Origin of the sequence: Bradyrhizobium sp. cf659 (assembly GCF_900113725.1) — a bacterium.
Lineage (GTDB): Bacteria > Pseudomonadota > Alphaproteobacteria > Rhizobiales > Xanthobacteraceae > Bradyrhizobium.
Window position 1 is genome coordinate 472,867 of record NZ_FOQJ01000004.1, and the last position, 24,531, is coordinate 497,397.

18 protein-coding genes and 1 tRNA gene are annotated in these 24,531 nt (G+C 64.9%); 8 read left to right on the plus strand and 11 right to left on the minus strand.

Annotated features, from left to right (window positions below; translation table 11 throughout):
• Positions 1-132: 132 nt before the first annotated feature.
• Positions 133-4,866 carry a glutamate synthase large subunit gene (gene gltB, locus BM118_RS21250; RefSeq protein ID WP_092187420.1) on the minus strand — a complete coding sequence of 1,578 codons (4,734 nt, stop codon included), beginning with the start codon at positions 4,864-4,866 and terminating at the stop codon, positions 133-135.
• Between the two features lie 488 nt (positions 4,867-5,354).
• On the opposite strand from gltB, the gene BM118_RS21255 reads away from it, so the two are divergent.
• A complete protein-coding gene (locus tag BM118_RS21255) occupies positions 5,355-6,128 on the plus strand; it encodes a hypothetical protein (protein WP_092187422.1) in 774 nt (257 codons plus the stop codon).
• Positions 6,129-6,380: 252 nt separating this feature from the next.
• Here BM118_RS21255 and BM118_RS21265 read toward each other — a convergent pair whose 3' ends face one another.
• Positions 6,381-7,151 (minus strand): alpha/beta fold hydrolase, encoded by a 771-nt coding sequence (locus BM118_RS21265; RefSeq protein WP_092187424.1) that lies wholly within the window; start codon positions 7,149-7,151, stop codon positions 6,381-6,383.
• Between the two features lie 318 nt (positions 7,152-7,469).
• Positions 7,470-7,940 carry an Hsp20 family protein gene (locus BM118_RS21275; RefSeq protein ID WP_177234521.1) on the minus strand — a complete coding sequence of 157 codons (471 nt, stop codon included), beginning with the start codon at positions 7,938-7,940 and terminating at the stop codon, positions 7,470-7,472.
• Between the two features lie 207 nt (positions 7,941-8,147).
• On the opposite strand from BM118_RS21275, the gene BM118_RS21280 reads away from it, so the two are divergent.
• The gene (locus tag BM118_RS21280; protein ID WP_092187427.1) at positions 8,148-9,095 is read left to right on the plus strand and encodes an alpha/beta fold hydrolase; all 948 of its coding nucleotides are present in this window, start codon (positions 8,148-8,150) and stop codon (positions 9,093-9,095) included.
• A 278-nt stretch (positions 9,096-9,373) separates the two neighbouring features.
• On the opposite strand, the gene BM118_RS21290 is transcribed toward BM118_RS21280, so the two are convergent.
• Both BM118_RS21290 and BM118_RS21295 read right to left on the minus strand, forming a co-directional pair.
• Entirely contained in the window at positions 9,374-12,181 is a 2,808-nt protein-coding gene (locus tag BM118_RS21290; RefSeq protein ID WP_092187430.1) for a di-heme-cytochrome C peroxidase, read from the minus strand.
• Between the two features lie 169 nt (positions 12,182-12,350).
• Positions 12,351-14,147, minus strand: coding sequence for an adenylate/guanylate cyclase domain-containing protein (locus BM118_RS21295; protein WP_177234522.1), 1,797 nt, complete (start codon positions 14,145-14,147; stop codon positions 12,351-12,353).
• Between the two features lie 225 nt (positions 14,148-14,372).
• Between BM118_RS21295 and BM118_RS21300 the strand changes: the two genes are divergently transcribed.
• Entirely contained in the window at positions 14,373-15,005 is a 633-nt protein-coding gene (locus tag BM118_RS21300) for a LysE family translocator (RefSeq protein ID WP_092187432.1), read from the plus strand.
• A gap of 66 nt (positions 15,006-15,071) precedes the next feature.
• Entirely contained in the window at positions 15,072-15,482 is a 411-nt protein-coding gene (locus tag BM118_RS21305) for a GFA family protein (RefSeq protein WP_092187434.1), read from the plus strand.
• A gap of 6 nt (positions 15,483-15,488) precedes the next feature.
• Here BM118_RS21305 and BM118_RS21310 read toward each other — a convergent pair whose 3' ends face one another.
• Positions 15,489-16,241 carry a sulfite exporter TauE/SafE family protein gene (locus BM118_RS21310; RefSeq protein WP_092187436.1) on the minus strand — a complete coding sequence of 251 codons (753 nt, stop codon included), beginning with the start codon at positions 16,239-16,241 and terminating at the stop codon, positions 15,489-15,491.
• 95 nt (positions 16,242-16,336) lie between these two features.
• Here BM118_RS21310 and BM118_RS21315 point away from each other — a divergent pair, with 95 nt between their 5' ends.
• Complete coding sequence (locus BM118_RS21315) at positions 16,337-17,227, plus strand: LysR substrate-binding domain-containing protein (protein ID WP_092187437.1); 891 nt, start codon at positions 16,337-16,339, stop codon at positions 17,225-17,227.
• A 115-nt stretch (positions 17,228-17,342) separates the two neighbouring features.
• On the opposite strand, the gene BM118_RS21320 is transcribed toward BM118_RS21315, so the two are convergent.
• From BM118_RS21320 to BM118_RS21330, 3 genes are all read right to left on the minus strand, one after another.
• Complete coding sequence (locus BM118_RS21320; RefSeq protein ID WP_092187438.1) at positions 17,343-18,308, minus strand: Bug family tripartite tricarboxylate transporter substrate binding protein; 966 nt, start codon at positions 18,306-18,308, stop codon at positions 17,343-17,345.
• Between the two features lie 59 nt (positions 18,309-18,367).
• Positions 18,368-19,150: a histidinol-phosphatase gene (hisN, locus tag BM118_RS21325; RefSeq protein ID WP_092187439.1), complete on the minus strand. Its 783-nt coding sequence runs from the start codon at positions 19,148-19,150 to the stop codon at positions 18,368-18,370.
• A gap of 547 nt (positions 19,151-19,697) precedes the next feature.
• Positions 19,698-20,588 (minus strand): N-formylglutamate amidohydrolase, encoded by an 891-nt coding sequence (locus BM118_RS21330; RefSeq protein ID WP_092187440.1) that lies wholly within the window; start codon positions 20,586-20,588, stop codon positions 19,698-19,700.
• Between the two features lie 376 nt (positions 20,589-20,964).
• Here BM118_RS21330 and cpdR point away from each other — a divergent pair, with 376 nt between their 5' ends.
• Both cpdR and BM118_RS21345 read left to right on the plus strand, forming a co-directional pair.
• Positions 20,965-21,324, plus strand: a complete 360-nt coding sequence (gene cpdR, locus BM118_RS21340) for a cell cycle two-component system response regulator CpdR (protein WP_007597092.1) — start codon at positions 20,965-20,967, stop codon at positions 21,322-21,324.
• A 72-nt stretch (positions 21,325-21,396) separates the two neighbouring features.
• Positions 21,397-21,471, plus strand: a tRNA-Val gene (locus BM118_RS21345).
• Positions 21,472-21,611: 140 nt separating this feature from the next.
• On the opposite strand, the gene BM118_RS21350 is transcribed toward BM118_RS21345, so the two are convergent.
• Positions 21,612-22,136: a Cif family virulence factor gene (locus BM118_RS21350; protein ID WP_092187590.1), complete on the minus strand. Its 525-nt coding sequence runs from the start codon at positions 22,134-22,136 to the stop codon at positions 21,612-21,614.
• A 165-nt stretch (positions 22,137-22,301) separates the two neighbouring features.
• On the minus strand, positions 22,302-23,600 hold the full coding sequence (locus tag BM118_RS21355; protein WP_143099501.1) for a heme-binding protein: 1,299 nt from the start codon (positions 23,598-23,600) through the stop codon (positions 22,302-22,304).
• Between the two features lie 453 nt (positions 23,601-24,053).
• Here BM118_RS21355 and BM118_RS21360 point away from each other — a divergent pair, with 453 nt between their 5' ends.
• Positions 24,054-24,527 (plus strand): L-2-amino-thiazoline-4-carboxylic acid hydrolase, encoded by a 474-nt coding sequence (locus tag BM118_RS21360; protein ID WP_092187443.1) that lies wholly within the window; start codon positions 24,054-24,056, stop codon positions 24,525-24,527.
• The last annotated feature ends 4 nt before the right edge of the window (positions 24,528-24,531 follow it).

Genomic DNA, 24,531 nt, shown 5'->3' on the forward strand with positions numbered 1-24,531 from the left:
TCGTTTGTTCTCTCACTCCTCATCCTGAGGAGCGGCGCGCTCTTCGCGCCGCGTCTCGAAGGATAGAGGCCCGGATGGTGGTCTCATGGTTCGAGACGGCGCTACGCGCCTCCTCACCATGAGGCTTCTTTATTACGCCCCGATCGCGATTTTCGGCTCGGCGTCCGCGTTGGCCGCCATTTCGCGCAGCGCGCGCCGGTACTCGACCGGCATCACCTTGCGGAATTTGGGCAGCCAGTCCTTCCAATTGGCAAGGATGTCGGCGGCGCGCTTGGAGCCGGTCGCTTTGGCATGGCGCGTGATCAGGACGTGCAGCCGCTCGACGTCGGAGGCGAGCAGGTTCTTGAACACGTCGACCCGGCCATGGGCCTCGAGATCGCCGCTGGCGTGATACGTGTCGGCGTTGATCATCTCTTCCGACAGCACCGGCTCGAGCTCGACCATGGCCATGTTGCACAGCTTGTCGAAGTCGCCGGTCTCGTCCAGCACGTAGGCGATGCCGCCCGACATGCCGGCCGCGAAGTTGCGCCCGGTCTTGCCGAGCACGACCACGATGCCGCCGGTCATGTATTCGCAGCAATGATCGCCCGCGCCCTCGACCACGGCCACCGCGCCCGAATTGCGCACGGCAAAACGTTCGCCGGCGATGCCGCGGAAGTAGCACTCGCCCTGGATCGCGCCGTACATCACGGTGTTGCCGACGATGATGCTCTCTTCCGGCACGATTGCAGAGTTCTTCGGCGGCTTGACGATGATCTTGCCGCCCGAGAGGCCCTTGCCGACATAGTCGTTGCCTTCACCCTCGAGCTCGAAGGTGACGCCGTGGGCGAGCCACGCGCCGAAGGCCTGGCCGGCAGTGCCCTTGAGGCTGACATGGATGGTGTCATGCGGCAGGCCGGCATGGCCGTAGATCTTGGCGACCGCACCCGACAGCATCGCGCCCGCGGAGCGGTTGGTGCTGTTGATCGCGGCGTCGATCTTCACCGGCGCGCCGCGGTCGAGCGCGGGCGTCGCCTTCTCGATCAGCGTGCGGTCGAGCACCGCCTCCAGATGGTGGTTCTGGCGCTCGGAGTGATAGATCTTCTGGCCCTTCTCTTCCTTCTGCTTGACGAACAGCTTGGAGAAGTCGAGGCCCTTGGCCTTCCAGTGCGAGACCAGCTTGGTCTGGTCGAGCAGCTGAACCTGGCCGATCATCTCGTTGAAGGTGCGGAAGCCGAGCGAGGCCATGATCTCGCGGACCTCTTCCGCAACGAAGAAGAAGTAGTTGATCACGTGCTCGGGCTGGCCGGTGAAGCGCTTGCGCAGGACCGGATCCTGGGTCGCGACGCCGACCGGGCAGGTGTTGAGATGGCACTTGCGCATCATGATGCAGCCGGCCGCGATCAGCGGCGCGGTGGCAAAGCCGAACTCGTCGGCCCCCAGCAGCGCGCCGATCACGACGTCGCGGCCGGTGCGGAAGCCGCCGTCGACCTGGACCACGATGCGGCTGCGCAGCCGCTCGCGCACCAGCGTCTGGTGGGTTTCGGCAAGGCCGATCTCCCACGGCGAGCCGGCGTGCTTGATCGAGGTCAGCGGCGAAGCGCCGGTGCCGCCCTCGAAGCCCGCGATGGTGACGTGGTCGGCGCGCGCCTTGGCGACGCCCGCGGCCACCGTGCCGACGCCGATCTCCGAGACGAGCTTGACCGAGACGTCGCCCGTCGGGTTGACGTTCTTGAGGTCGTAGATGAGCTGCGCCAGGTCCTCGATCGAGTAGATGTCGTGGTGCGGCGGTGGTGAGATCAGGCCGACCCCCGGCGTCGAATGCCGCACCTTGGCGATGGTTGCGTCGACCTTGTGGCCGGGCAGCTGGCCGCCTTCGCCGGGCTTGGCGCCCTGCGCCATCTTGATCTGCATCATGTCGGAGTTGACGAGATACTCCGTGGTGACGCCGAAGCGGCCCGAGGCGACCTGCTTGATCGCCGAGCGCATGGAATCGCCGTTCGGCATCGGCTTGAAGCGGTCGGCTTCCTCGCCGCCTTCGCCGGTGTTCGACTTGCCGCCGATCCGGTTCATGGCGATCGCGAGTGTGGTGTGCGCCTCGCGCGAGATCGAGCCGAAGCTCATCGCACCGGTGGCGAAACGCTTGACGATGTCCTTGGCCGGCTCGACCTGGTCGAGCGGCACTGGCTTGCGCTTCTCTTCCTCGGCGCTCTTGATCCGGAACAGGCCGCGCAGCGTCAGCAGACGCTCGGACTGCTCGTTGAGGATCTTGGCGAAGGCGCGATAGCGCTCCAGCGAATTGCCGCGCGCGGCGTGCTGAAGCAGCCCGACCGACTCGGCGGTCCAGGCATGGTCCTCGCCGCGGCTGCGATAGGCATATTCGCCGCCGACGTCGAGCGCGGTCTTGTAGACCAGCGCCTCGCCGAACGCGTCGGCATGGCGTCGCACGGCTTCTTCCGCGATCTCGGCGAGACCGACGCCCTCGACGCGGGTATGAGTGCCGGCGAAGAACTTTCCGACGAAGTCCGCCTTGAGGCCGACCGCGTCGAAGATCTGCGCGCCGCAATAGGACTGGTAGGTCGAGATGCCCATCTTGGACATCACCTTCAGCAGGCCCTTGCCGATCGACTTGATGTAGCGCTTGACGATCTCGTAGTCGTCGAGCGAGCTGGGCAGGCGGTCCTTCATCGCGATGATGGTCTCGAACGCGAGGTAAGGATTGATCGCTTCCGCGCCATAGCCGGCGAGGCAGGCGAAGTGATGCACTTCGCGCGGCTCGCCGGATTCGACGACGAGACCGACCGAGGTGCGCAGTCCGACGCGGATCAGATGATGATGCACGGCGGCGCAGGCGAGCAGTGCCGGGATCGGCACCCGGTCGGTGCCGACCATGCGGTCGGACAGGATGATGATGTTGACGCCCTCGCGGACGGCGGCTTCCGCACGCGCGCAGAGCTCGTCGAGCACCTGGTCCATGCCGGCCGCGCCGAGACCGGCGTGGAAGGTGGTGTCCAGCGTGCGCGACTTGAAGTGCGACTCGGCCACGTCGGAGATCGAGCGGATCTTTTCGAGGTCCGCGTCGGTCAGGATCGGCTGGCGCGCTTCGAGGCGCTTGGTGGTGGCCAGGCCCTGCAGGTCGAACAGGTTCGGCCGCGGTCCGATGATCGAGACGAGGCTCATCACCAGCTCCTCGCGGATCGGGTCGATCGGCGGGTTGGTGACCTGCGCGAAGTTCTGCTTGAAGTAGGTGAACAGCGGCTTGGCCTTGGCCGACAGCGCCGAGATAGGCGTGTCGTTGCCCATCGAGCCCGCGGCTTCCTCGCCGGTGGCCGCCATCGGCGTCATCAGGATGGTGATGTCTTCCTGGCTGTAGCCGAACGCCTGCTGGCGATCGAGCAGCGACAGGTTGGAGCGCACGCCGGTGGTCGGAACCTTCGGTAGCTCTTCCAGCACGATCTGGGTCCGCTCCAGCCACTCCTTGTAGGGATGGCTCCTGGCGAGATCGGCCTTGATCTCGTCGTCGGGGATCAGGCGGCCCTGCTCGAGATCGACCAGCAGCATCTTGCCGGGCTGCAGACGCCACTTGGTGATGATCTGGTCCTCGGGAATCGTCAGCACGCCCATCTCGGACGCCATCACGATGCGGTCGTCCTTGGTCACGAGATAGCGCGCCGGCCGCAATCCGTTGCGGTCGAGCGTCGCGCCGATCTGGCGGCCGTCGGTGAAGGCGATCGCGGCGGGGCCGTCCCACGGCTCCATCAGCGCGGCATGATACTCGTAGAAGGCGCGGCGCGTCTCATCCATCAGCGGATTGCCGGCCCACGCCTCCGGGATCATCATCATGACGGCGTGCGGCAGCGAGTAGCCGCCCTGCACCAGGAATTCGAGTGCGTTGTCGAAGCAGGCGGTGTCGGACTGGCCTTCGTAGGAGATCGGCCAGAGCCGGTTGATGTCCTTGCCGTAGAGCTCGGAGCTCACCGAGGCCTGGCGCGCCGCCATCCAGTTGGTGTTGCCGCGCAGCGTGTTGATCTCGCCGTTGTGCGCGATCATGCGGTAGGGATGCGCCAGCGACCAGGCCGGGAAGGTGTTGGTCGAGAAGCGCTGATGCACCAGCGCCAGCGCGCTCTCGAAGTCCGCCTCGTGCAGGTCGGGATAGTACTTGCCGAGCTGGTCGGCGAGGAACATGCCCTTGTAGATCACGGTGCGGCAGGACATCGAGCAGGGGTAATAGCCCGCAAGGCCGCGGTCGCGGCGCTGGTAGATCGCCTGCGAGATCGACTTGCGCAGGATGTAGAGCCGGCGCTCGAAATCGTCCTCGGTCTTGGCGGTGCCGTTGCGGCCGATGAACACCTGCATGCAGGCGGGCTCGGTCGGCTTCACGGTGACGCCGAGCGAGGAATTGTCGGTCGGCACGTCGCGCCAGCCGAGCAGGGTCAGGCCCTCTTCCTTGATCTGGTCGGCGATGATGCTCTTGATGACGTTGCGCCAGGCGGTGTCGCGCGGCATGAACAGCGCGCCGATGGCGTATTCGCCGGGTTGCGGCAGCGCGAAGCCGAGCTCCTTGGCCTTGCGGCTGAAGAACGCGTGCGGGATCTGCACCAGGATGCCGGCGCCGTCACCGGCGCGCGGATCGGCGCCGACGGCGCCGCGATGCTCGAGGTTGCAGAGGATGCTCAGCGCGTCCGAGACGATCTCGCGCGACTTCTTGCCCTTGATGTTGGCGATGAAGCCGACGCCGCAGGAATCCTTTTCCAGGCTCGGATCGTAGAGGCCTTCGGCCGGCGGGCGCGAATTGTGTTCCTGAATCGGATCAGTCGTTTTCGAGGCGACCGTCGCCGACAGTTCTTCTGCCACGATGTTTGCGCGCTCGAATTGCGACCCGTTCATGTCCTCGTCCTCTCCATGCGGCAAGCTGTCTCACCGCCATCTTCGGCGCACCTTGGGCGTTCCGCGGCACCCGCCTCTGGGTCACCGCTCGTCCGCTGCGAGCCGCATTTTCTTAAATTCAGGCCAAGGCGTTCTACGTCCCCGTGAACGGCTTTGCCTGTTGCCTTCTTGGTGCTCGGAAGCACCGACTTTCGTTGCAATCCCTATGCCGGAACCGCAAGCAAAATTGAGACAGCTTTCCTGTCCTAACCATCACCTTGCCAAATTTTTGTCTATCACACAAGCGCGCGAAAGTCCCGATTCCCAAAGTGTCAATCATCGCTTTCCGCGCGGTGCGCGGCCCCGGTTTTGAAGCAAACGCGCCCTGATCCGGCCCCGCCGACGCCGAAATCCCGAATGAAGCTTCGGATCGACCCTTCGGAAGGCGCGCCACGCCGCAAGAAGCGAAAGAGCGCGATCCACCCGGGCCTGACAGGAGCGTGTCGACCATGAAGTTTTTCACAGGATGTGTGGCCGCCGCCGCGCTGGCGCTGGCCGTGACCGCGGCAGAGGCGCAAGTTCCAGCGAACGGTATTGCGGGAGGGGCTATGATCGCGGTGTCGGATTTCGACAGGCCCTATGCGCCGCCGGACGCTGTGCCGCCTCCACCGCCGCGATACGGCTATGGCTATGGCTACGAGGAGCGCGGCCCGGCGCCGGCGCTGTTGCCGGCCACCGAAGTCTATGCGGTGCTGCGCGACAACGGCTTCTCGCCGCTCGGCATCCCGCGCCTGCGCGGCAGCGTCTACACCATCGCGGTGATCGACCGCCGTGGCGACGACGGCCGGCTGGTGATCGACGCCCGCGACGGACGAATCCTGCGCTTCATGCCCGCCGCTGACGCCTACGGCATGGCCCCCACCTATGAGGAGCGCGCGGTCGCCCCTTACGGTCCGCAAAGCGCGCTGCCGCCGCCGACCGTGGTCCGCCGCGGCCCGCCGCGCCCGCCGGCGCCGATCCCGCGTGTCGCCAGTCGCACCGTGCCGCTGCCGAAGGCGGCTCCTCCGCGCGGCGAGGCGCCGGTCGCAGCCGTGAAGCCGGCCGAGCCCGCGGTGCCGCAGGCCCAGGCACCGCAGCCCCAACCTGCACAGCAGGCCGCGGCCGTGCAGGCCAAGCCCACCGAAGCCGCGCCGCAAGCCGCTGCGCCGACAGTGGGGCAGGCAAAGCCGGCGGGGACGATTCCGCCGATGCAGGACATGCCGGCCGCGCAGGGGCTGGAATAGCAAGCTCCTCGCACGGGTCGTTTGACGCGAGAGTGCGACCACGCCAACGGGTGTCGTCCTGGCGAAGGCCAGGACCCATACCGCGAGGTCTATCGATTTTGGGTGGTGTGAGTACCGAACGACGGGTCTTCGCCAAACCACTCCCTGGGGTAATGGGTCCTGGCTTTCGCCAGGACGACGATGGGGAGAGAGCGGAGCAAAACAAAAGGCGCCTGAGCACTCAGGCGCCTTTTGCATCAAGGCAGTCTGTCCTCAGCTTCGCCCATACCCCGCAGCTTCCAGGATCAGATTCGCCACTTCCTTCGGATGCGACACCAGCGAGAGGTGGCCGGCATCGAGCTCGATCGTCGTTGCGTTCATGCGCTTGGCGAGGAAGCGCTCGAGATCGGGATTGATGGTGTCGTCGTTCTTCGACACCGCGTACCAGCTTGGCTTGGCGTGCCATGCAGCTTCGGTGGTGCGGCCGGCGAAGATCGAGGCCGCGGTCGGCCATTGCACGGCATAGAGCTCCTTGGCCTGCTCCGGCTTCACGCCGTTGGCGAAATACTTCAGGAAGGCGTCTTCCGAGAGCTTGGTGTAGCCGTCGCGCTCGACGATGCCGGCGCGCACCGGGCCGGTCGGAAACTGCTTCGACAGCGCGACGAAATCCTCGTTCGCGTCGGGCGCGCGTGCGGCGACATAGACGAGGCCGGTGACCTTCGGGTCGGTGCCGACCTGGCTGATCACGGTGCCGCCCCAGGAATGCGCGACCAGCACGGTCGGCCCGTCCTGCTCGGCCAGTGCGCGCTTGGTCGCCTCGACGGAGTCCGCAAGCGAGGACAGCGGATTTTGCACGGCAGTCACGTGAAGGCCCGCTGCCTGGAGGATCGGGATCACCTCCGACCAGCTCGATCCGTCGGCCCAGGCGCCATGCACCAGCACGACGTTCTTGGCCTTCACGGTTTGTGGGGTTTGTGCGTGAGCGAGGCTGAGAGGGGCCGCCAGCAGGCTCGCGGCGACGAAAAGGCTGCGCCAAAGTGTCATGATCGTTCTCCGTCTTGTTTTGGGGTCGATGCCCAAAGGACGGAGCGCAAGGCGAGATCGTTACGCGTCCTCACCGTTCTGTGATGCGGTGCAAAAGAGTATCCGGTGTCGTCCTGGCGAAAGCCAGGACCCATTACCCCTGGGAGATATTTGGCGAAGACTCGTCGTTCGGTATCGCTACCGAGCACGATCGATAGACCTCGCGGTATGGGTCCTGGCTTTCGCCAGGACGACGCTGGGGGAGGGGCTTGGGCAAAACAAAAAAACGCCCCGGGGCACCGGGGCGTTTTCGCAACTCGGAAGTGGCGTGCGTGCGGTTTACGCGGCGACTTGCGCGGCCGAGTTCTCGATCACCTGCGCCTTGGGCGCGCCGCCGTTGATCGCGATCTGGCGCGGCTTCTTGGCTTCGGGAATCTCGCGCACGAGGTCGACGTGAAGCAGCCCGTTCTCGAGCGAGGCGTCCTTCACCTGCACGAAATCGGCAAGCTGGAAGGCGCGCTCGAAGGCACGCGCGGCGATGCCGCGGTAGAGCACTTCGGACTTCGAATTCTCGCCAGCGACTTTCTCGCCCTTGATCGTCAGCGTGTTTTCCTTCGCGACGATGGAGAGCTCATCCTTGGCAAAGCCCGAGACCGCAACGGTGATGCGGTAGGTGTTCTCGCCGGTGCGCTCGATGTTGTAGGGGGGATAACCGGGGCTGCCGTCCGAACCGGCCTGATCGAGCAGGTTGAAGAGGCGGTCGAAGCCGACGGTGGAACGATAGAAGGGGGTGAGATCGTAGGTACGCATGGTCAAGTCCTCCATTGAGCGACTGTTTGCTAACCCGCCCGCCAATCGGGCCGGGCTTTAGTCTGTGTGCAGCCTGATGTTCCGGTTCCGAAACACTGGTAGCGGCCTGCACCATGGTGATATGGGTTCAGGGACACTGCGTTCAAGAGGGCGGCACCAGCGCCTTTTCGGCGCTCCCGCCCCTTGATTTTCAGCATTTCTCGCCCAATGACGCTGATCTCGATTCCGTCCAATCCCGTTCCCGAAGACGTCGTCAGCGGCACCATCAAGACACCCGATGGCGCCGAGCTGCGCTTTGCGCGCTGGGCGCCGCCGGCGAACCGCAAGGGCACGGTCTGCGTCTTCACCGGACGCAGCGAGCAGATCGAGAAATATTTCGAGACCGTGCGCGACCTGCGCGACCGCGGCTTTGCGGTGGCGATGATCGACTGGCGCGGGCAGGGCCACTCCTCGCGCCGCCTGCGCGATCCGCGCAAGGGCTATGTGCGCGACTTCTCCGATTTCGAGATCGACGTCGAGACCTTCGTGCAGCAGGTGGTGCTGCCGGATTGCCCGCCGCCCTTCTTCGCGCTCGCCCACTCCATGGGCGGCACGGTGATGCTGCGCGTCGCGCATGCGGGCAAGCGCTGGTTCGACCGCATGGTGCTGTCGGCGCCGATGATCGACCTGCCCGGCCGCACCACCTCGTTGCCGGCGCGGGCGCTGCTGAAGACGATGCGCATGTTGGGGATGGGCGGCCGTTATGTTCCCGGCGGCAGCGACCACATCACCGGGCTCGATCCCTTCATCAACAATCCCCTGACCAGCGATCCCGTGCGTTATGCGCGCAATGCCGCGATCCTGGAGGAGGATCCGACGCTCGGACTGGCGTCACCGACGGTCGCCTGGGCCGATTCCGCCTTTCGGGCCATGCACACCTTCAAGGGCATGAGCTACCCCTCCGAGATCCGCCAGCCGATCCTGATGCTGGCGGCCTCCAGCGACACCGTGGTCTCGACCGCGGCGATCGAGGAGTTCGCCTACCATCTGCGCGCCGGCTCCCATCTCGTGATCGCCGGCTCGAAGCACGAGATCCTACAGGAGCAGGACCGCTACCGCTCCCAGTTCTGGGCCGCCTTCGACGCCTTCGTGCCGGGCACGCCGCTGTTCAAGTGAGGCGTAGCCGCAGCGACGGTGTGCTCCCTCGCCCCGCTTGCGGGGAGAGGGTTGGGGTGAGGGGGAGGCTCCGCGGGGGCGGTGACATTGGGACTCGCTGACAATCCCCATTCTCCGTCATTGCGAGCGCAGCGAAGCAATCCAGACTGTCCCCGCGGAAGGATTCTGGATTGCTTCGCTGCGCTCGCAATGACGGTGTGGATGAATTCCGACCTCTCCCCGCGTCCCCCTTCGCTGAAGTTTCAGCGGACGAGAGCGGGGGAGAGGTGAAGCGTAACTCACAGCGTCTTCAGATACTCGATCAGGTCGTAGCGCTCTTGCTCTTTGAGCACGCGGCCGATGGTGCCGTCCTTGCCGGGGCCCGGCGTGCCATCGAACGAGTGGCCGGCATTGCTGTTGCCGAAGATCTCGGCGCCATCAGACGCTCGCGTCGAGAAGCGCGACTGCCCGGTCTTGCAGCTCTCGCCGTCGGCGACCGCGAAGCCGACCTGCTTCGGATCGTAGTCGCGACCACCACCCATGCAGAACGATTTGGGGCGCTCGGCCGCGGGGCTCAGCATCCAGTAGAGCGAAGGCACCGATCCGTTGTGCAGGTAAGGCGCGGTGGCCCAGACGCCGTTGAGCGGGCGCGCGCGATACCAGGGCCGCGGCTCCTTCTTGTCGGGCGGCTGCGGACCGGGATTCGGGCAGTTCTTGCGCTCACCCCACCAGGCCTGCTGCACCTTCGGGGGGATCTTCGCATCGTCCATCGCCTTGCGGCTGACGATGTCGACGAGCACCATCAGCCCGAGCGAGTACGGCATGTCGGTCGACGAGATATCCGGCAGATTGCAGCTCCACCAGGCATTGAGATTCTGCGTGGGATCGAGCTTGAGAAACCCCGGGACCTGAACCGTCCTCGTCTCCAGCACGCTGGCCTGAGCGGGATCGGTCCCCATGCCTTTGACGCTTTTCTGGACCTCGTTCAGGAATTTGTCGTTGCCGATGGTCTCCCAGCGCGACGAGGACCAGATGCTCTGATCCGGAAACTCGGTGTCGAACACGGGATCGTTGACCGGCCCGAGATGGCATTCGGTGCAGATCTGCGCGTACAGCTTGCGGCCGTTCTTGACGCGCTCGCCATCGATCTTCCAGGCATTGTCGCCGAAGATGTCCGACGGCCATTTCGGCGATGTCAGTCCGGAGAGCTGCTTCTTCGGATAGGGTGCCGACCCCTTCAGCAGATCCTCGATCCAGTTCAGATTCTTGATATCCATCGACGAGCGGAACAGCCTGTCCTTGGGGCTATTGTCGGACAAATTGAGCAGCGCGGTCACGCCCAGCGCTTCGCCGGCGTTGCGGATCAGCGGCTGTTCGATGGAAGCGTCATATTGCGCGAATTTGAGCCAGGGCACGGTCCAGATCGGCGGGAAGCTGACCGGCGCGTCCTTGGCATGCAGATTCTTTTCGAAGCCGCTGAGGCCGCTGAGCGTCATGTCCTGGGAGAAGACCTGATTGCCGATGCGGTTGAGCGCGTCGAGACGGCCGTATCCTTCCTCCGTGTCCTGCTGCGGCTCATCCCGCTTCGTCTTCTCGTTGAACCTCGTCTTGCCGTCGATGGTTTTCGCGTAGGTCTTCTCCCAGTCGATCAGGAATGTGCTGATCGCACGCAGCTTCTGTTTCAGCGCATCGCGATCCGCATCGCTGGCGGAGGAGCCGAGCACACGGTCGGCGAAGCGCGTAAATCGACCCGGCACGATCAGCGTGTAGGCGATCGACAGGCCGGTCGTGACCTCGAGCTTCCTCAGGTCGGTCATCGCCGGGCCGCCGTCGAAACGGACGTCGATGCCTTTGTAGTGGATCTGGCCGGTGTGGCAGGCGGCGCAGGTCAGGCCGATCCGGTCCTCGCCGATCTGGCCGGTCGCAGGATCGGGTACGCCGGTCATGCGCGCAAAGCCGACGGGCAGGCCGTCGACGTTTTCAGCCTGGGTGCCCCAGTTGACCGGCGGATCCCACAGCCGCGCCGGCACCGGCTTCGTCTTGTCGTAGACGTTGGCGTAGCCGAACCGGCGCAGCGTGGCGTCGTCGGTGTTGATCGTCTGCGGGCTGGGGATGAAGCCGAAGCGCTGCAGATGGTCGCTGTCATGCAGCATCCCGGGCTTAGCGAAGAAATGAAGCCGCGGCTGCTCGAGCGCCATGAACCAGCTGTAGGGCACTGGGAAGGTCGCGGTGCCCTGGCTGGCGTGATGAAACCAGTGGCGGTCCTCCAGCGCCCAGTTTTGCTCAAGCCAGTACGCGGCCCGGGGTTCGACCTGCTCCGGCAATGGCGGCGCCACCAGGTCCCCGAGGATGCCGGGCAGCATCGGCTGGAATTGATCGGGAAAGCGCAGTGCCACGACGCCAAAGACGAGGAGCGCGGCGACGAGTCCGCCGGCAGCGCGCAATATCAGCGAGGGCGGGGTGACCGGCTGGCTGACGACCCGCTGGGTGATCCTGTCAGGGAATTTGCGCTCGTTGAACAACGTCCTCACCTCGGCCACGCTGAGATAGCGGTCATCGCCCTGACCCTTGCCCATGATCTTGAGCAGGATCGGCCATTCGAACTTCATCAGGATCGGGTAGTACCAGCGCGATTGATTGCCGGCGCGCTTGAGATTGTCGTCCATGAAGGTCTTGATTTGCGAGGCGTTGAGCCCGGTCTCGGTGCCGCCATCGGGATCGGCATAGGTGCCGCCGAAACTGGCGAGCCGCGCGATCTCGTCCTCGTTGACGCGCCCGTCGACGCCGAGGATGCGCGAGCCGGCACCGAGCTTGTCGAGCGGGCCGCCGCGTAGCGCATTGAGCTGTGCGCCCCAGAAGATGCTTTGCAGGATGTGACAGGCGCCGTTGGCGATCAGCGCGACGCCACGGGTCTGGATGCGGGCCGAGACCTTCTTCAGCCCAGCCTCGCCGCTTGCATTCGCGATGGTCTGCGACAGCGTCCGGAGAGGCACGGTGCCGCCGTCGACAAAACCTTCGCCGACGAGGCCGCGCAGGAAGGGACAGGGATTGTTCGGCGAGACCTGGATCGAGGGATTGAAGGGGGGCTTCGAGGCGGGGTCGTTCATGGCCCAAAATCCTGAAAACAGCGAATCGTGAAATGCAGACGCGCCGATCAAGCGCGAAAAGTCCTAACAAACCGACAGCAGGGTATACTACCTCAGCGTGTGACGAAGTGTGGCGGAATTCACTGTTGTGTCAATAAGAGCGGGTCGTGAAGCGGCCGCGGCCCGCCGGTCAGGACTCGGCGGCGCGTTTGACGTCGCTCTGGACGAGAGTCAGCTTGCCGAGCGGCACGCCCGCCTTGAGCAGCCCCTCGCGGTAATGGGCGAGGTCCTCGGGCCGCTTCCAGTGGAAATTGCGCAAATGGCGGTCGACGTTCAGGGTCGGGTAGTTGCCCATGAGCACGCGGGTGGCCTCGACGGCCTCGTCGGTCCGCTCCAATTGCGCCAGCGCCGCGGCACGGATCGCCAGCGCCTGCATGTGGTTCGGGTTGATGTAGAGCTGCTCGCGGGCCCACGACAGGGTCGCGTCATACTGCCCCAGCAGATAATGGCTGAACGCGTTCAGCGCGGCCCATTGGTAGCGCGGGTCGCTGTTGTCGCGCTGCGCGGCCATCGAAAACAGCTCGATCGCCTCGCGGTGCTCGCCGATGACGAAATGGCAGATGCCGAGCACGCCGCGCGCGCCCATGTCGTAGGGGTTGAGCGCGACCGCGCGCTTGGCGGCGTCCATCGCGGCCTCGTAATGCCCCTCCATCGCATGGGCCCAGGACAGAATCGAGAACGCAAAGGAGGAGCGCGGGTCGAGCCGGACGCTGGTTTCGGCGAGGTTCATCGCCTCGGCCCACATCTCCCGCGTGCCCTTGACCCAGCCGAACTGGATGCTCTGGATCTGGATCGTGGCAAGATAGGCGTGCGCGATCGCCAGGTTGGGATCGATCTCGATGGCCTCCCGGAACAGGTCGATGGCGGCGGCCAGGTCCTCCTTGGTCTGCCGGTAGTAATGCGACAGCCCCTTGAGGAAACGGTCCCACGCGGTCACGTCGGTCGAGAGCCGCGCCGGCGCCGAGGCCTCCGCACGAACGATCTCGGTGGCGATGGCGGCGGACAGGTTGGTGGTGATCTCGTCCTGCATCGCGAAGAAGTCGCCGATGTCGCGGTCGTAGCGCCCGGTCCAGAGCTGCTCGCCGGTCTCCGGCGCGATCAGCTCCGCGGTGACGCGGATCTTGGCTCCGGCGCGCCGCACCGAGCCCTGGATCAGGTAGGTGGCGTCGATCTCGCGCGCGATCAGCCGGGTGCTCGTGTTCTTGCCCTTGAAGGCGAAGGTCGAGTTGCGGCTCAGCACGCGATAGAAGGATTGCAGCGACAACGCGTGGATCAGATCCTCGGTGAGGCCGTCGGAGAAGTATTCGTCCTGGGCGTCGCTGAGATTGGCGAAGGGCAGCACGCCGACGATGGCGGTGCGGTACTGCTGCGAGAGGGTGGACGCCTCCCTCAGCGCGGGAACGAGCGCCGGGGCGCCCTCGGGCTTCCAGGTCCAGACCCCGACCGCATCCTTGATGTTCTTGAAGCGATGGTTGCCGGCATCGACCAGCGGCACGGTGAGATGCTTGCTCGCTTCGCGATAGGCCTTGGCCGAGATGGCGAAGCCACCGGGGCTCGCCACCGATTCCAGGCGGACGGCAATGTTGACGTCGTCACCGAACACCTCGTCCTCGTCGGCGATGACGTCGCCCATGTGGATGCCGAGCCGGAATTGCATGGCGCGGTCGGCCGGCAGGTGGTGGTTGCGCTCCGCCATCAGCGTCTGCATCGCGATCGCGGCCTCGGTGGCGCCGACGATCGAGGGGAATTCCAGCAGGAAGCCGTCGCCGGTGTTCTTCACGACGCGGCCGCCGTGATTGAGGATGATGGGGTGAATCGCGCTGCGATGGGCCTTGAAGGCGGCATGGGTACCGGCCTCGTCGCTGCCCATCATGCGCGAATAGCCGGCGACATCGGCGCAGACAATGGCGGCCAGACGTCTTTCCATAGCCCCGGAGCTCCAACGGACCGAGGACCGGCCACGGCGTGGCAGTCGCCTCGAATCCCGCATTTCAAGAACCCAGCCTTTATAGAACAGATGAGGCCGAGCGAAAGTATGATCCGCATTGCAAATTCGACGTAAATCCTAGGCAGTCCCGGCGGTGGACGGGGGCGGCCGAACCGACTAAGCCCGATCCCTTGAGACGGGGAGCGGGGCGGCGGGACACCTCACATGCTGGGCATTCACGAAATCTGGCTCTTCATCCTGTCGGGCGTGCTGCTCAACATCACGCCGGGACCGGACTCCGTCTACGTCATCGGCCGCAGCATGCAGATGGGCTGGCGGGGCGGGGCTGCCGCCGCCTTCGGCATCAGTTGCGGCTGCTTTTTCCACGTCGCGGGCGCGGCGATCGGGCTTTCGGCCCTGCTGATGGCCTCATCCACCGCCTTCTCGATCCTGAAGCTGGTCGGGGCGGCCTATCTGGTCGTAACGGGACTTCAGATGCTGTGGTCGCGGCCGGTGCTGGCATCGGCGATCGACGAGCCGGCGCGGAGCTCGCTGCGGCGGGTGTTCCTCCAGGGCGTCTTCACCAACGCGCTCAATCCCAAGGTCGCGCTGTTCTTCCTGGCCTTCCTGCCGCAATTCGTCGCAGCCGATTCACCGCACAAGCCGCTCGCCTTCCTGACGCTCGGGCTGATTTTCATCTGCACGGGAACGCTGTGGTGCCTGGTGCTGGCGGCGTTCGCGGCAAAGGCCGCACACCGCTTGCGGACCTCCGAGGGCGCGATCGCCTGGGTCAACCGCGCGCTCGGCGGCCTCTTCATCTATCTCGGCATCCGCGTCGCCATGCTGGAGACGCGGTAACTCATTCGAACGAATGATTGGTGCGGCTACAATCGGCCCGATAGAGGCCGCGCGAGGGAGGTTTCGATGGTTCGTGGAAGCTGTCTGTGCGGCACCGTGCGTTTCGAGATCGACAAGGTCCGCTCGCTGACCCACTGCCATTGCGCCAATTGCCGCAAGCTGACCGGGGCGGCATTTGCCACCTACGCCCATGTCGATGCCGACAAGTTCCGCTTTGTCGCGGGCGGGGACATGACGGTGGCTTACGAATCCGCGCCGGGCAGTTTCCGCCATCGCTGCAAGACCTGCGGCTGTCTGACGCCGGGCAAGGCGAGTTATTTGCCGACCGTCAGCATTCCCGCCGGCCTGCTCGATGACGATCCGGACGTCAGGCCCCGCCTCCACGTCTTCACCTCGTCGCGCGCGCCGTGGTGGACGATCCAGGACGATCTGCCCCAGCACGAAAAATGGGTGCCGGGTTACGCGCCGAAGTCGTAGATCTCGTTAGGCAAGCTCTTTCAGGAGCGCGCTGCCCGCGAGATAGAGGCCGAGCAGGATCATCGCGATCAGGAACCAGCGCCGAAACGCTTCCGCAGGCATCCGCGCCCGCACCGACTGGCCGATGAACATGCCGGCGAAGGCCATGGCGAGGCCCACGGCACCCGGCAGGGCATTGGCCGGCGTCAGCAAGCCGCCGGCGGTGAGGTTGAAGGCGAGCGCCAGCGTCGCGGTCGTGAAGAACACGCCGAGCGCCTGCACCAGCTCGTCCTTCTCCATGCCGATCGCCTGCATGAACGGCATCGAGGGGATCACCTGCACGCCGGTCGAGGCGGAGATCACGCCGGTGACGACGCCGACCACGCCGCCGACCCATTTCTCGTTCTCAGGCGCGACGCGGAACTGGAATTTGTTCAGGCCGATCACCGCGTAGATCACGAGCAGGGCGCCGAGCACGATCGTGCCATAGCGCGCATGCGGGCCGGTCAGCGCGCCGGCATTGAGCCAGCAGCCGATCACGGTGCCGATCATCAGCGGCCACAGCCGCCTGAGGATGTCGCGCAGATGAGGTCCGACGAAGGTCTGCCAGATGTTGGTGATGATGGCGGGCACGATGACGATGGCGATCGCGCGGCTCGGCGCCATGCTCACCGCGAGCAGGCCCATGGAGACGGTCGGCAGGCCGAGCCCGACCACGCCCTTGACGAATCCGGCGATCAGGAAGACGGCGGCGATGACAATGAGGAGAGGGTCGATCATGACCGGCACATTGACCGAAGCCGCGCCCGGGCACAATCTGGAGGTTACGGAGACAGCCTTCGCTATCGGCGAAGGCTAGGGTTGGAGGAATCCGGATGCGTTTCGATCTCGTCGATCTCCAGCTGTTCATCGCAGTCGCCGACCAGCGCAGCATCACCCGCGGTGCCGAGCGGTCGCATCTGGCGCTGGCCTCGGCCAGCGCGCGCATCAAGGGGCTCGAGGATGCGCTCGGCGTCGCGCTGCTCAAGCGCGGCCGCCGCGGCGTCGAATTGACCGCGGCCGGCGAGAGCCTGCTCGATCATGCGCGCCTCGTCATCCACCAGATCGACGCCATGCGCGGCGATCTCGCCGGTTTCGCCAGCGGCGTGCGCGCCAGCGTGCATTTCCTCGCCAACACCTCCGGCCTGTCGGAGCATCTGCCGAAGGCGCTGGCCGGCTTCCTGCGCGAGCATCGCGACGTCTCCGTCGACATCGAGGAGCGCGAGAGCACCGACATCGCGGCCGCGATCACCGCCGGCGCCGCCGATCTCGGCTTCGCCGCCGAGCACGCGCTGCCCGACCATATCGAGCGCTTCGTCTTCAGCGAGGACCGCCTGACACTGGTGACGTCCAGGCGCGGCCCGTTCGCCGGCCGCCGCCAGATCGATTTCCAGGAGGCGGGCGCGTGCGAGTTCGTCGGGCTCACCAGCGCCACCGCGCTCCAGGTTCATATTTCGAAGCACGCCGCCCGGCTCGGCATGCGGCCGCATTACCGCGCGCGCCTGCGCGATTTCGACGCGATCTGCCAGATGGTCGCCGCCGATGTCGGCGTCGCCCTGGTGCCCGAAGCCGCCGCCCGCCGCTGCGCCAAGCTGATGCCGCTCGCCATGGTCCGCCTGCGCGATGCCTTCGCCAACCGCAAACTCGTGATCTGCGCGCGAAGCTTCAAGACGCTGCCGCGCCCGGCCAAGATGCTGGTGGAGCATTTGCGGGCAGAGGCGGTGTGAGGGCGAGTGCTGATGTGAGCCTGCGGCGTGGCCGCGAACTCAACTGCGCTCCCTCCCCCGCAAGGGGGGACGGAACGCACCTACCTCGTGGCGGCGTCACGACTCAAGCCGTTGATCACTTCGCCGTCTCGACCCCGGCGTCCTTGATCACCTTCGTCCACTTCCTGGTCTCGTCCGCGATGAATTGGCGAAAATGCTCCGGCTCGTCGCCGATCAGCGTCGCGCCTTGTGCGGCGAGCTTGTCCTTCACGGCCGGATCCGCCATCCCCTTCGTCGCCAGACCATGCAGCGCGGCGACGATCTCCTTCGGCGTGCCCTTGGGCGCGACCATGCCGTACCAGTTCTCGATGCGAAGATCAGGAAAGCCCGCTTCCGCCGTGGTCGGCACCTCAGGCGCCGTCGGTGCGCGCTCGGCAGAGCCGACCGCGATCGGCCGCAAGGCGCCGGCCTTGACCTGCGGCAGCAGCACCGGAAGATCGAGGAACGTCATCTGCACCTGCTGGCCCAGCAGGTCGTTCACCGCGGGCGCGGCGCCGCGATAGGGCACATGCACGATGTCGATCCTGGCCGTCAGCTTGAACAATTCGCCGGCGAGATGCGGCAGGCTGCCGGGGCCGGAGGAGGCGAAGTTGAGCTTTCCCGGCTGCGCCTTGGCGAGCGCGATCAGCTCGCCGATGTCCTTGGCGGGCACGTTGGTGGCGACGACAAGCATTTCCGGCACGGTCGCAACCAGCGTCACCGGCGTGAGGTCGGTCAATGTGTCGTAGGCGACCCGCTCCATGCTCGGGCTGATCGCGAGCGCGCCGGCGCTGGAGATGGCGATGGTGTAGCCGTCGGGCGCGGCCTTCGCGACCGCGTCGGTGCCGAGCACGCCGCCTTGGCCGCCGCGGTTGTCGATCAGCACCGGCTGGCCCGATAGCTCGGACATGCGCTGGCCGATCACGCGCGCGATGATATCGTTGGGACCGCCGGCCGGGAACGGCACGATCAGCTTGATCGGCTTGGTTGGAAAATTCTGCGCCGAGGCGAGGGTGGGAAACAGAAGCAGGCTTGCGAGGACGAGCTTACGCCAGTTTTTCATACAAGCCCCTGAAGCATGGTCCGGAAAAGTGTGCAGCGGTTTTTCAAACGATGGGTCGTTCATCCATTGAGCAGTTTCATTGCTTCTTCGTGAACCCTGGCGTCGCCGGCCGCGATGATGCGGCCGCCGCCTTGGGCCGACTTGCCTTCCCAGGTGGTGACGACGCCGCCGGCGCCGGTCACGATCGGGATCAGGGCTGCGATGTCGTAGGGCTTCAGCTCGGTCTCGACCACGAGATCGACGTGGCCGGCCGCCAGCATGCAATAGGAGTAGCAGTCACCGCCATAGCGCGACAGCCGCGCGCCCTTCTCGATGCGGCCGAAAATGGCGCGGTCGCGCTCGTTCATCAGCAAGGGGCTGGTGGTGTAGGTCGTCGCCTCCGACAGCGACGCGCAGCGGCGGACCTGGAGCCGGCGCTCGCCGGAGGGGCCTTTATAATTGGCCGAGCCGTTGTCGCCGGAAAAACGCTCGCCGATGAAGGGCTGGTGCATCATGCCGAACACCGGCGCGCCCTTGTGCAGCAGCGCGATCAGCGTGCCCCAGATCGGGAACCCGCCGATGAAGGACTTGGTGCCGTCGATGGGATCGAGCACCCAGACATAGTCGGCGTCCTCGCCCTCATTGCCGAATTCCTCGCCGACGATGCCGTGCTGGGGGAAGTTGGCCTTGATCAGCCGCCGCATCACCGCCTCCGCGGCGCGGTCGGCTTCGGTGACGGGATCGAAATCCTTGGTCTTGCTCTTGTCGTCGATCGACAGCGAGGTGCGGAAGAACGGCAGGATGGTTTCGCCGGAGGCGGTGGCGAGCCGTCCGATGAAGGCTGAGAAGTCGATCACCGTCACGGCGCATCCTCAAAACGAAAGTCGGGTGAAGCTCGCATCTGCCTATCTCAATTCGCCTCTCGCGTGCAGCGCTGACTTGATTTGCACCCTGGTATTTTGGATGCGGAGGCCGGTTGCCTCATCCGAGCCATATGCTGGCCAAATATCGATCATTGAGTTGAAAACTTAGTTCCGAATATGCCTTGTTCGTATGCAAATGACGATCAACCCATTGAATTTCCTTATCAAAGAAACTGAATCTGGGTTTCTCTAGAAGCAACAGAGCCATGTGTGTTTTGCATGGGAAACGGCTCAAAAGCCCTTGCACTTTGTGCGGCGCGGCCGCATATTGTTGCGGTGCGGTAGCGCTTTGCGTTACCGCTGCCCTCCTTGGGCGTTTCCTCCCTAGACTTGGGCCGCTTCTTCATCAGAAGCGGCCCTTTTTTCTTTGGGCCGTCTGTTTCGATTCAGCTGCGCGAAAGCGCGAAGTGAAGATCCGGCGTCCGATACGAGCGCAGCTGTGTTCTGTCCTTGATTCGCGACGTCGTCGCGCGATGTCGGCTTGCGCCTATTCCGCCGCGGCCTGGAACGGGCCGAGATCGCCGAACGGAATCGTGCTCGCCAGCACGTCGGCGAGGACGCCGAAGTCGGTTGCCACTTGCGCGAAGCGCGGACTGCGCTCGCGCCGTCGCTCGTCCATGTAGATCGCGCGGTTGAGTTCGAGCTGCACCGCGTGAAGCCCGCTCGCCGGATTGCCGTAATGCTCGGTGATGAAGCCGCCGGCATAGGGCTTGTTGCGGCCGATCGAATAGCCGAGCCCGCCCATGGTCTCTTCGACCCGGTCGGGCAAGAGCGGCGTGCAGCTCGTGCCGTAGCGGTCGCCGATCACGATGTCGGGCCGGCGCGGCTCGTCTCTGCTGACGCCGACCGAGGGCATCGAGTGGCAGTCGACCAGCACCACGGTGCCGAACATCTGGTGCACCTTGTTGATCAACCGGCGCAGCGCGCGGTGGTAGGGCTTGTAGAGCGTCTCGATCCGCGCCAGCGCATCGTCGACCAGGATGCGGTCGCGATAGATCTCCTGGCCGTCGCCGACCACGCGCGGAATGGTGCCGAGGCCGCCTGCGACCCGCATCGAGCGGGTGTTGGCAAAGCTCGGCAGGCGCCCGGTGAACATGCGGGGGTCGAGCTCGTAGGGCTCGCGGTTGACGTCGACATAGGAGCGGGGAAAGTTGACCCGCACGGTCGGAAAGCCGCGGGCGCTGAGATGGCCGATCAGCTCGTCCATGAAGGAGTCTTCCGACCGCCGCAGCGTCGGCAGGTCGATCCTGGAGGCGCTGAGGAATTCGTCCGGATAGGTCGAGCCGGAATGGGGCGAGTTGAAGATGACCGGCGCGCGCCATTCGGCGGGCTCGACGATCTCGAAGGCTGGCGACATCTCGCCGTCAAACCGGGTCATCTTCTCAGGCTTCGTCCCTTATTCCCAGGCTTCGTCCCTTCACGCCACAAGATCCGCCCCGCAGGATCCTGCAAGGTCCGGCAAAGGCTTGAACGGATTGATTCGGCCGGTCGAGCGGCTCTTATGTGTCGTCATTGTCTGGAATCGCAACCATTCTGCCAAGCGAAAAGATGTGATCGGCGCTGGAACATGTCTTAACCGTGTGGGCAGCGGGGCGGGGATCGACTGGTCGGCTTCGATTGATTCGAGCCGCATTCCGGTTCACAAGGAGCCGGCAGCGCGAGCCGTCCAGGGTAAAGATTTTCACCCCAAATTTACCCTCTGTCGGGCTTAGTGACCTCTGCTGATATCCTCTGGGGATTCGACGTTTCCTGCCATGCCAAAGATCCTGCTCGCCGAAGACGACAACGACATGCGCCGTTTCCTGGTCAAGGCGCTGGAAAACGCCGGTTTTCAGGTCTCGTCCCATGACAACGGTATGGCCGCCTATCAGCGGCTCCGCGAAGAGCCGTTCGAGATGCTGCTGACCGACATCGTGATGCCGGAAATGGACGGAATCGAGCTCGCCCGCCGGGCCTCGGAACTCGACCCCGACATCAAGATCATGTTCATCACCGGCTTCGCCGCGGTCGCCCTGAACTCGGATTCGGACGCCCCCAAGAACGCCAAGGTGCTGTCCAAGCCCGTGCATCTGCGCGAATTGGTCAGCGAAGTGAACAAGATGCTGGCGGCCTAAATCGGCCCCCTTCCGTCCTTGCGCCGGGTCCCCTGAGCCGTTATAGGGACCCCACCGATGAAATGACCTCTAGGGCACGTAGCTCAGCGGGAGAGCACTACCTTGACATGGTAGGGGTCACAGGTTCGATCCCTGTCGTGCCCACCATCCTTCGCTCGCGATAGCCGAGAGAAGGATGCCGCGCCGAAGCCCAACGGGCGCAGGCGGGCTGCCGCCGCGAGCTTCGGCCAGGCGAGCCCAAACAATCCAACATTGCGAAGCGTGCGTGTAGCCCGGATGGAGCGCAGCTATTTCAGTTCCGTGTTCGCGACCGGCAGGACGGAGGCGACGGACCAGCCGTTCGCATCCCGCACGTAGGTCTGGCTGATCAGAAACGTATTCTGTTGGGGTGGCTTGCCGGGAAGGCCGCGCGTGAAGACGATGGGAACGAGGACCTGCATGACCTCGTTCGAGATCACGGCGACGCGGAATTTCGACATGTCGGGCTCGAGGTGCCAGGTGCCCTCGTAGTAGCCCTTGAAGCGGTCCGCGACCGCATCACGGCCTCTGGTTTCGATGCCTCTCGCAAACAGCAGCGTGCCGGGCGAATTCCACAGCATGGCCTTCACATCGTCCGCGTTGTGCGCATTCTGCGCGGCAATGAACTTCTCGAAGATGGCTCGCGCCTCCGCATCATCTGCCGCGGCCAGCGCCGGTCCGGCCGACCAGGCGGTCGCCGCGAGAAACAGCGCTGCAGCAACTGCCGCAAGACGACCGTGCCGCGCAAATCGTCGTAACCTGACGGTGTCTCGAGACACGATGGAAGGGGGCATGTTCATCTCTCCTTTGGATGACAATGATCATACCATTGATCGTCTCGACGGCTTTTCAGGATCGCGCGAGCGGCGGTCATTGTTGCATCACGGATGCGTTGGTTCAGGCCAGGTCCGATGCCGCGGAACGTGGCGCATCGTCGTCACACCGCCATCCGGCCCCGCTCACGTCAGCGGCAACAGATGATCCGGGATCGGGACTGGCGCTGCCGGCACGAGCGATGCGACGGAGACATGCGGCCAGGTCAGGCCGGCGAAATCCAGCATGACCTTCTGTGAATACTGGATCTGCGTCGTCGCCACCTTGACGTGGCCGCCCTTGAATCCCTTGTTGGGCACGAACGGGATCGCGGCGACGAAGCTCGGAACCAGCGGCACGCTGCCCCTCTGGCGCGGTTGCAGGATCACCGGCGGCGTTCCCGGCGGCAGGGCTGGCACGTCGATGTCGTAAATCACCGTCTCGATCCAGAACACCGCGTCCATCTGGAAGGCGTTGGCGTTCGCGCCATTGCCGCCCGGCGGCGGAACCGGCAAGCCCTGAAGGAACGCGATGTTCGAGGTGCCGCCGGCGAAGTTCGGCGCCTGCGGATGCGGGCCGGGCGAGGGGATGGCCGGCAAGGGGCCGCCGGACAGCGGCGTGCCGGGCTTCGTGGATGTCTCGATGACGATGGTCTGCGTGATGGTCTGATGCGCGATCTGATTGCGCAGCACCGTGTTCGGGTCGGTGATCATCGCCTGGGTGAGCTTGCCGGAGGCCATCAGTGCGGTCAGATCCTGAGGTAGCCTGCGGGTCGTCTTGTTGGCCGCGGTCTGATTTTGGAATGGGATCTTGTTGCCCGGATTGCCGCCGATGAACGGGGTGATGTCGATCGCTGCGATGGTCGGTTTGCCGGCGACCGGGGGTAGCGCGGTGCCTTGCGCAACGACCGTCGTTCCGTGCGGGATCGACGCCATGCGCGCAACGGTGAATGGCTCGTTCGGATGGGTGGTGGCGGGCACCGCCAGCCAGATGCCGGGTTCGAAGTGAATGCCCACGGGCGTTCCCGTGGTGATATCGTTGATGGTCTGGAGATAGGGCACGCCGTTGAGGAATGCATCTGCCTGCTGCAGCGAGCCGCGATTGGGAATCGAGCCGAGATTGTTCGAGAAGGACATCGTCTCGTCGGTGAGATTCAGCTCCAGCACGTTGTCGTCCGGGTCGGTGGTGTTGATCGGCCCCGGCATCGGCGTCGGCGTGATCTTGCTGTCGGGCCGGAAGATCGTATTGAACCCCTGTCCGGTGAAGGTGCCCGTGAAGGCCGACAGCGGACCGAGGATGGGCGGCAAGGTGATCGGCGGATGCGCGGCTCGGGCAGCTGCCGCCGCGGGGGGGTGCGCTGCGTCCCTGAACACATTGTCGACCTGGTGGATGGAGAAATTCGCGGTCTTGGTGAATGCACTGGTGAGTGATTTGGGCTCGTCCATGGTGATCCTCATGACGCTGCAATTGTCGATGCCGGCATTCCCCCGGGCCGGCTGTCCGGGCAGGTGAGTCTTGCGCTATTGCGCCTCGTGATCCCGCCCGATGCCGGGCATCACAACATCGTTCACGCGCGCTCATGCGCGCGTGCTGACTGAGAACATCGAGCGGCCTTACGTTGTTGGCCGGACCGGATGCTGAACGGGTCTGCGTGAATCGATCGTGATTTTCAACTTACGGTTCGGGGAAATGTGCGGTCGGGAAATGGGCGAGCGCTGCGAACTGAGCGAAGCATTGCTTCCTTCTCCGTGCTCGAAAATGAGATCGTCAAAATGGATGTCGGGCGCCTGGCCGGCTTCGGTTATGCTGGACTATCATACAACCTTAAGGTGGTCGCATATGTGTTCCAGGTCACAGGGCCAAAGAGTCGCAGCAACGAGAAGCGAGCGAGGCTGCCCATGAGCGTTTCCGTCATCGAACAGGCAAGAATCCAGGCGCAGGTGCTGGTGCCGCTGGTCAGGGCGCTCCAGGCCGAGCTCGGCGAGGCGCGCGCCAACGCGCTGGTGCGCAAGGCGCTCGGCGATCTCTATCGCGGCTTCGGCGAGGAATTCTGGAAGGCCAAGAACGAGAGCGATCTCGGCAAGGCCGTCTCGTCGGCGTTCAGGACCTATGCCCGCGACGATGCGCTCGCCTATGACGTGATCGAGCAGAGCCACGACGCCTTCGCGTTCGACGTCAAGCGATGCGCCTATGCCGAGTTCTACAAGGCGCTGGGCGAGCCGGAGCTCGGCTTTCTCCTGATCTGCACCGCGGACTTTGCGACCGCCGAAGGATTCGGCCCCGACGTCAGGCTCACGCGCACGCAGACGATCATGCAAGGCGCCGATCATTGCGATTTCCGCTACCGGCGCGATGACGGCGGGGCGCGATGAGAGG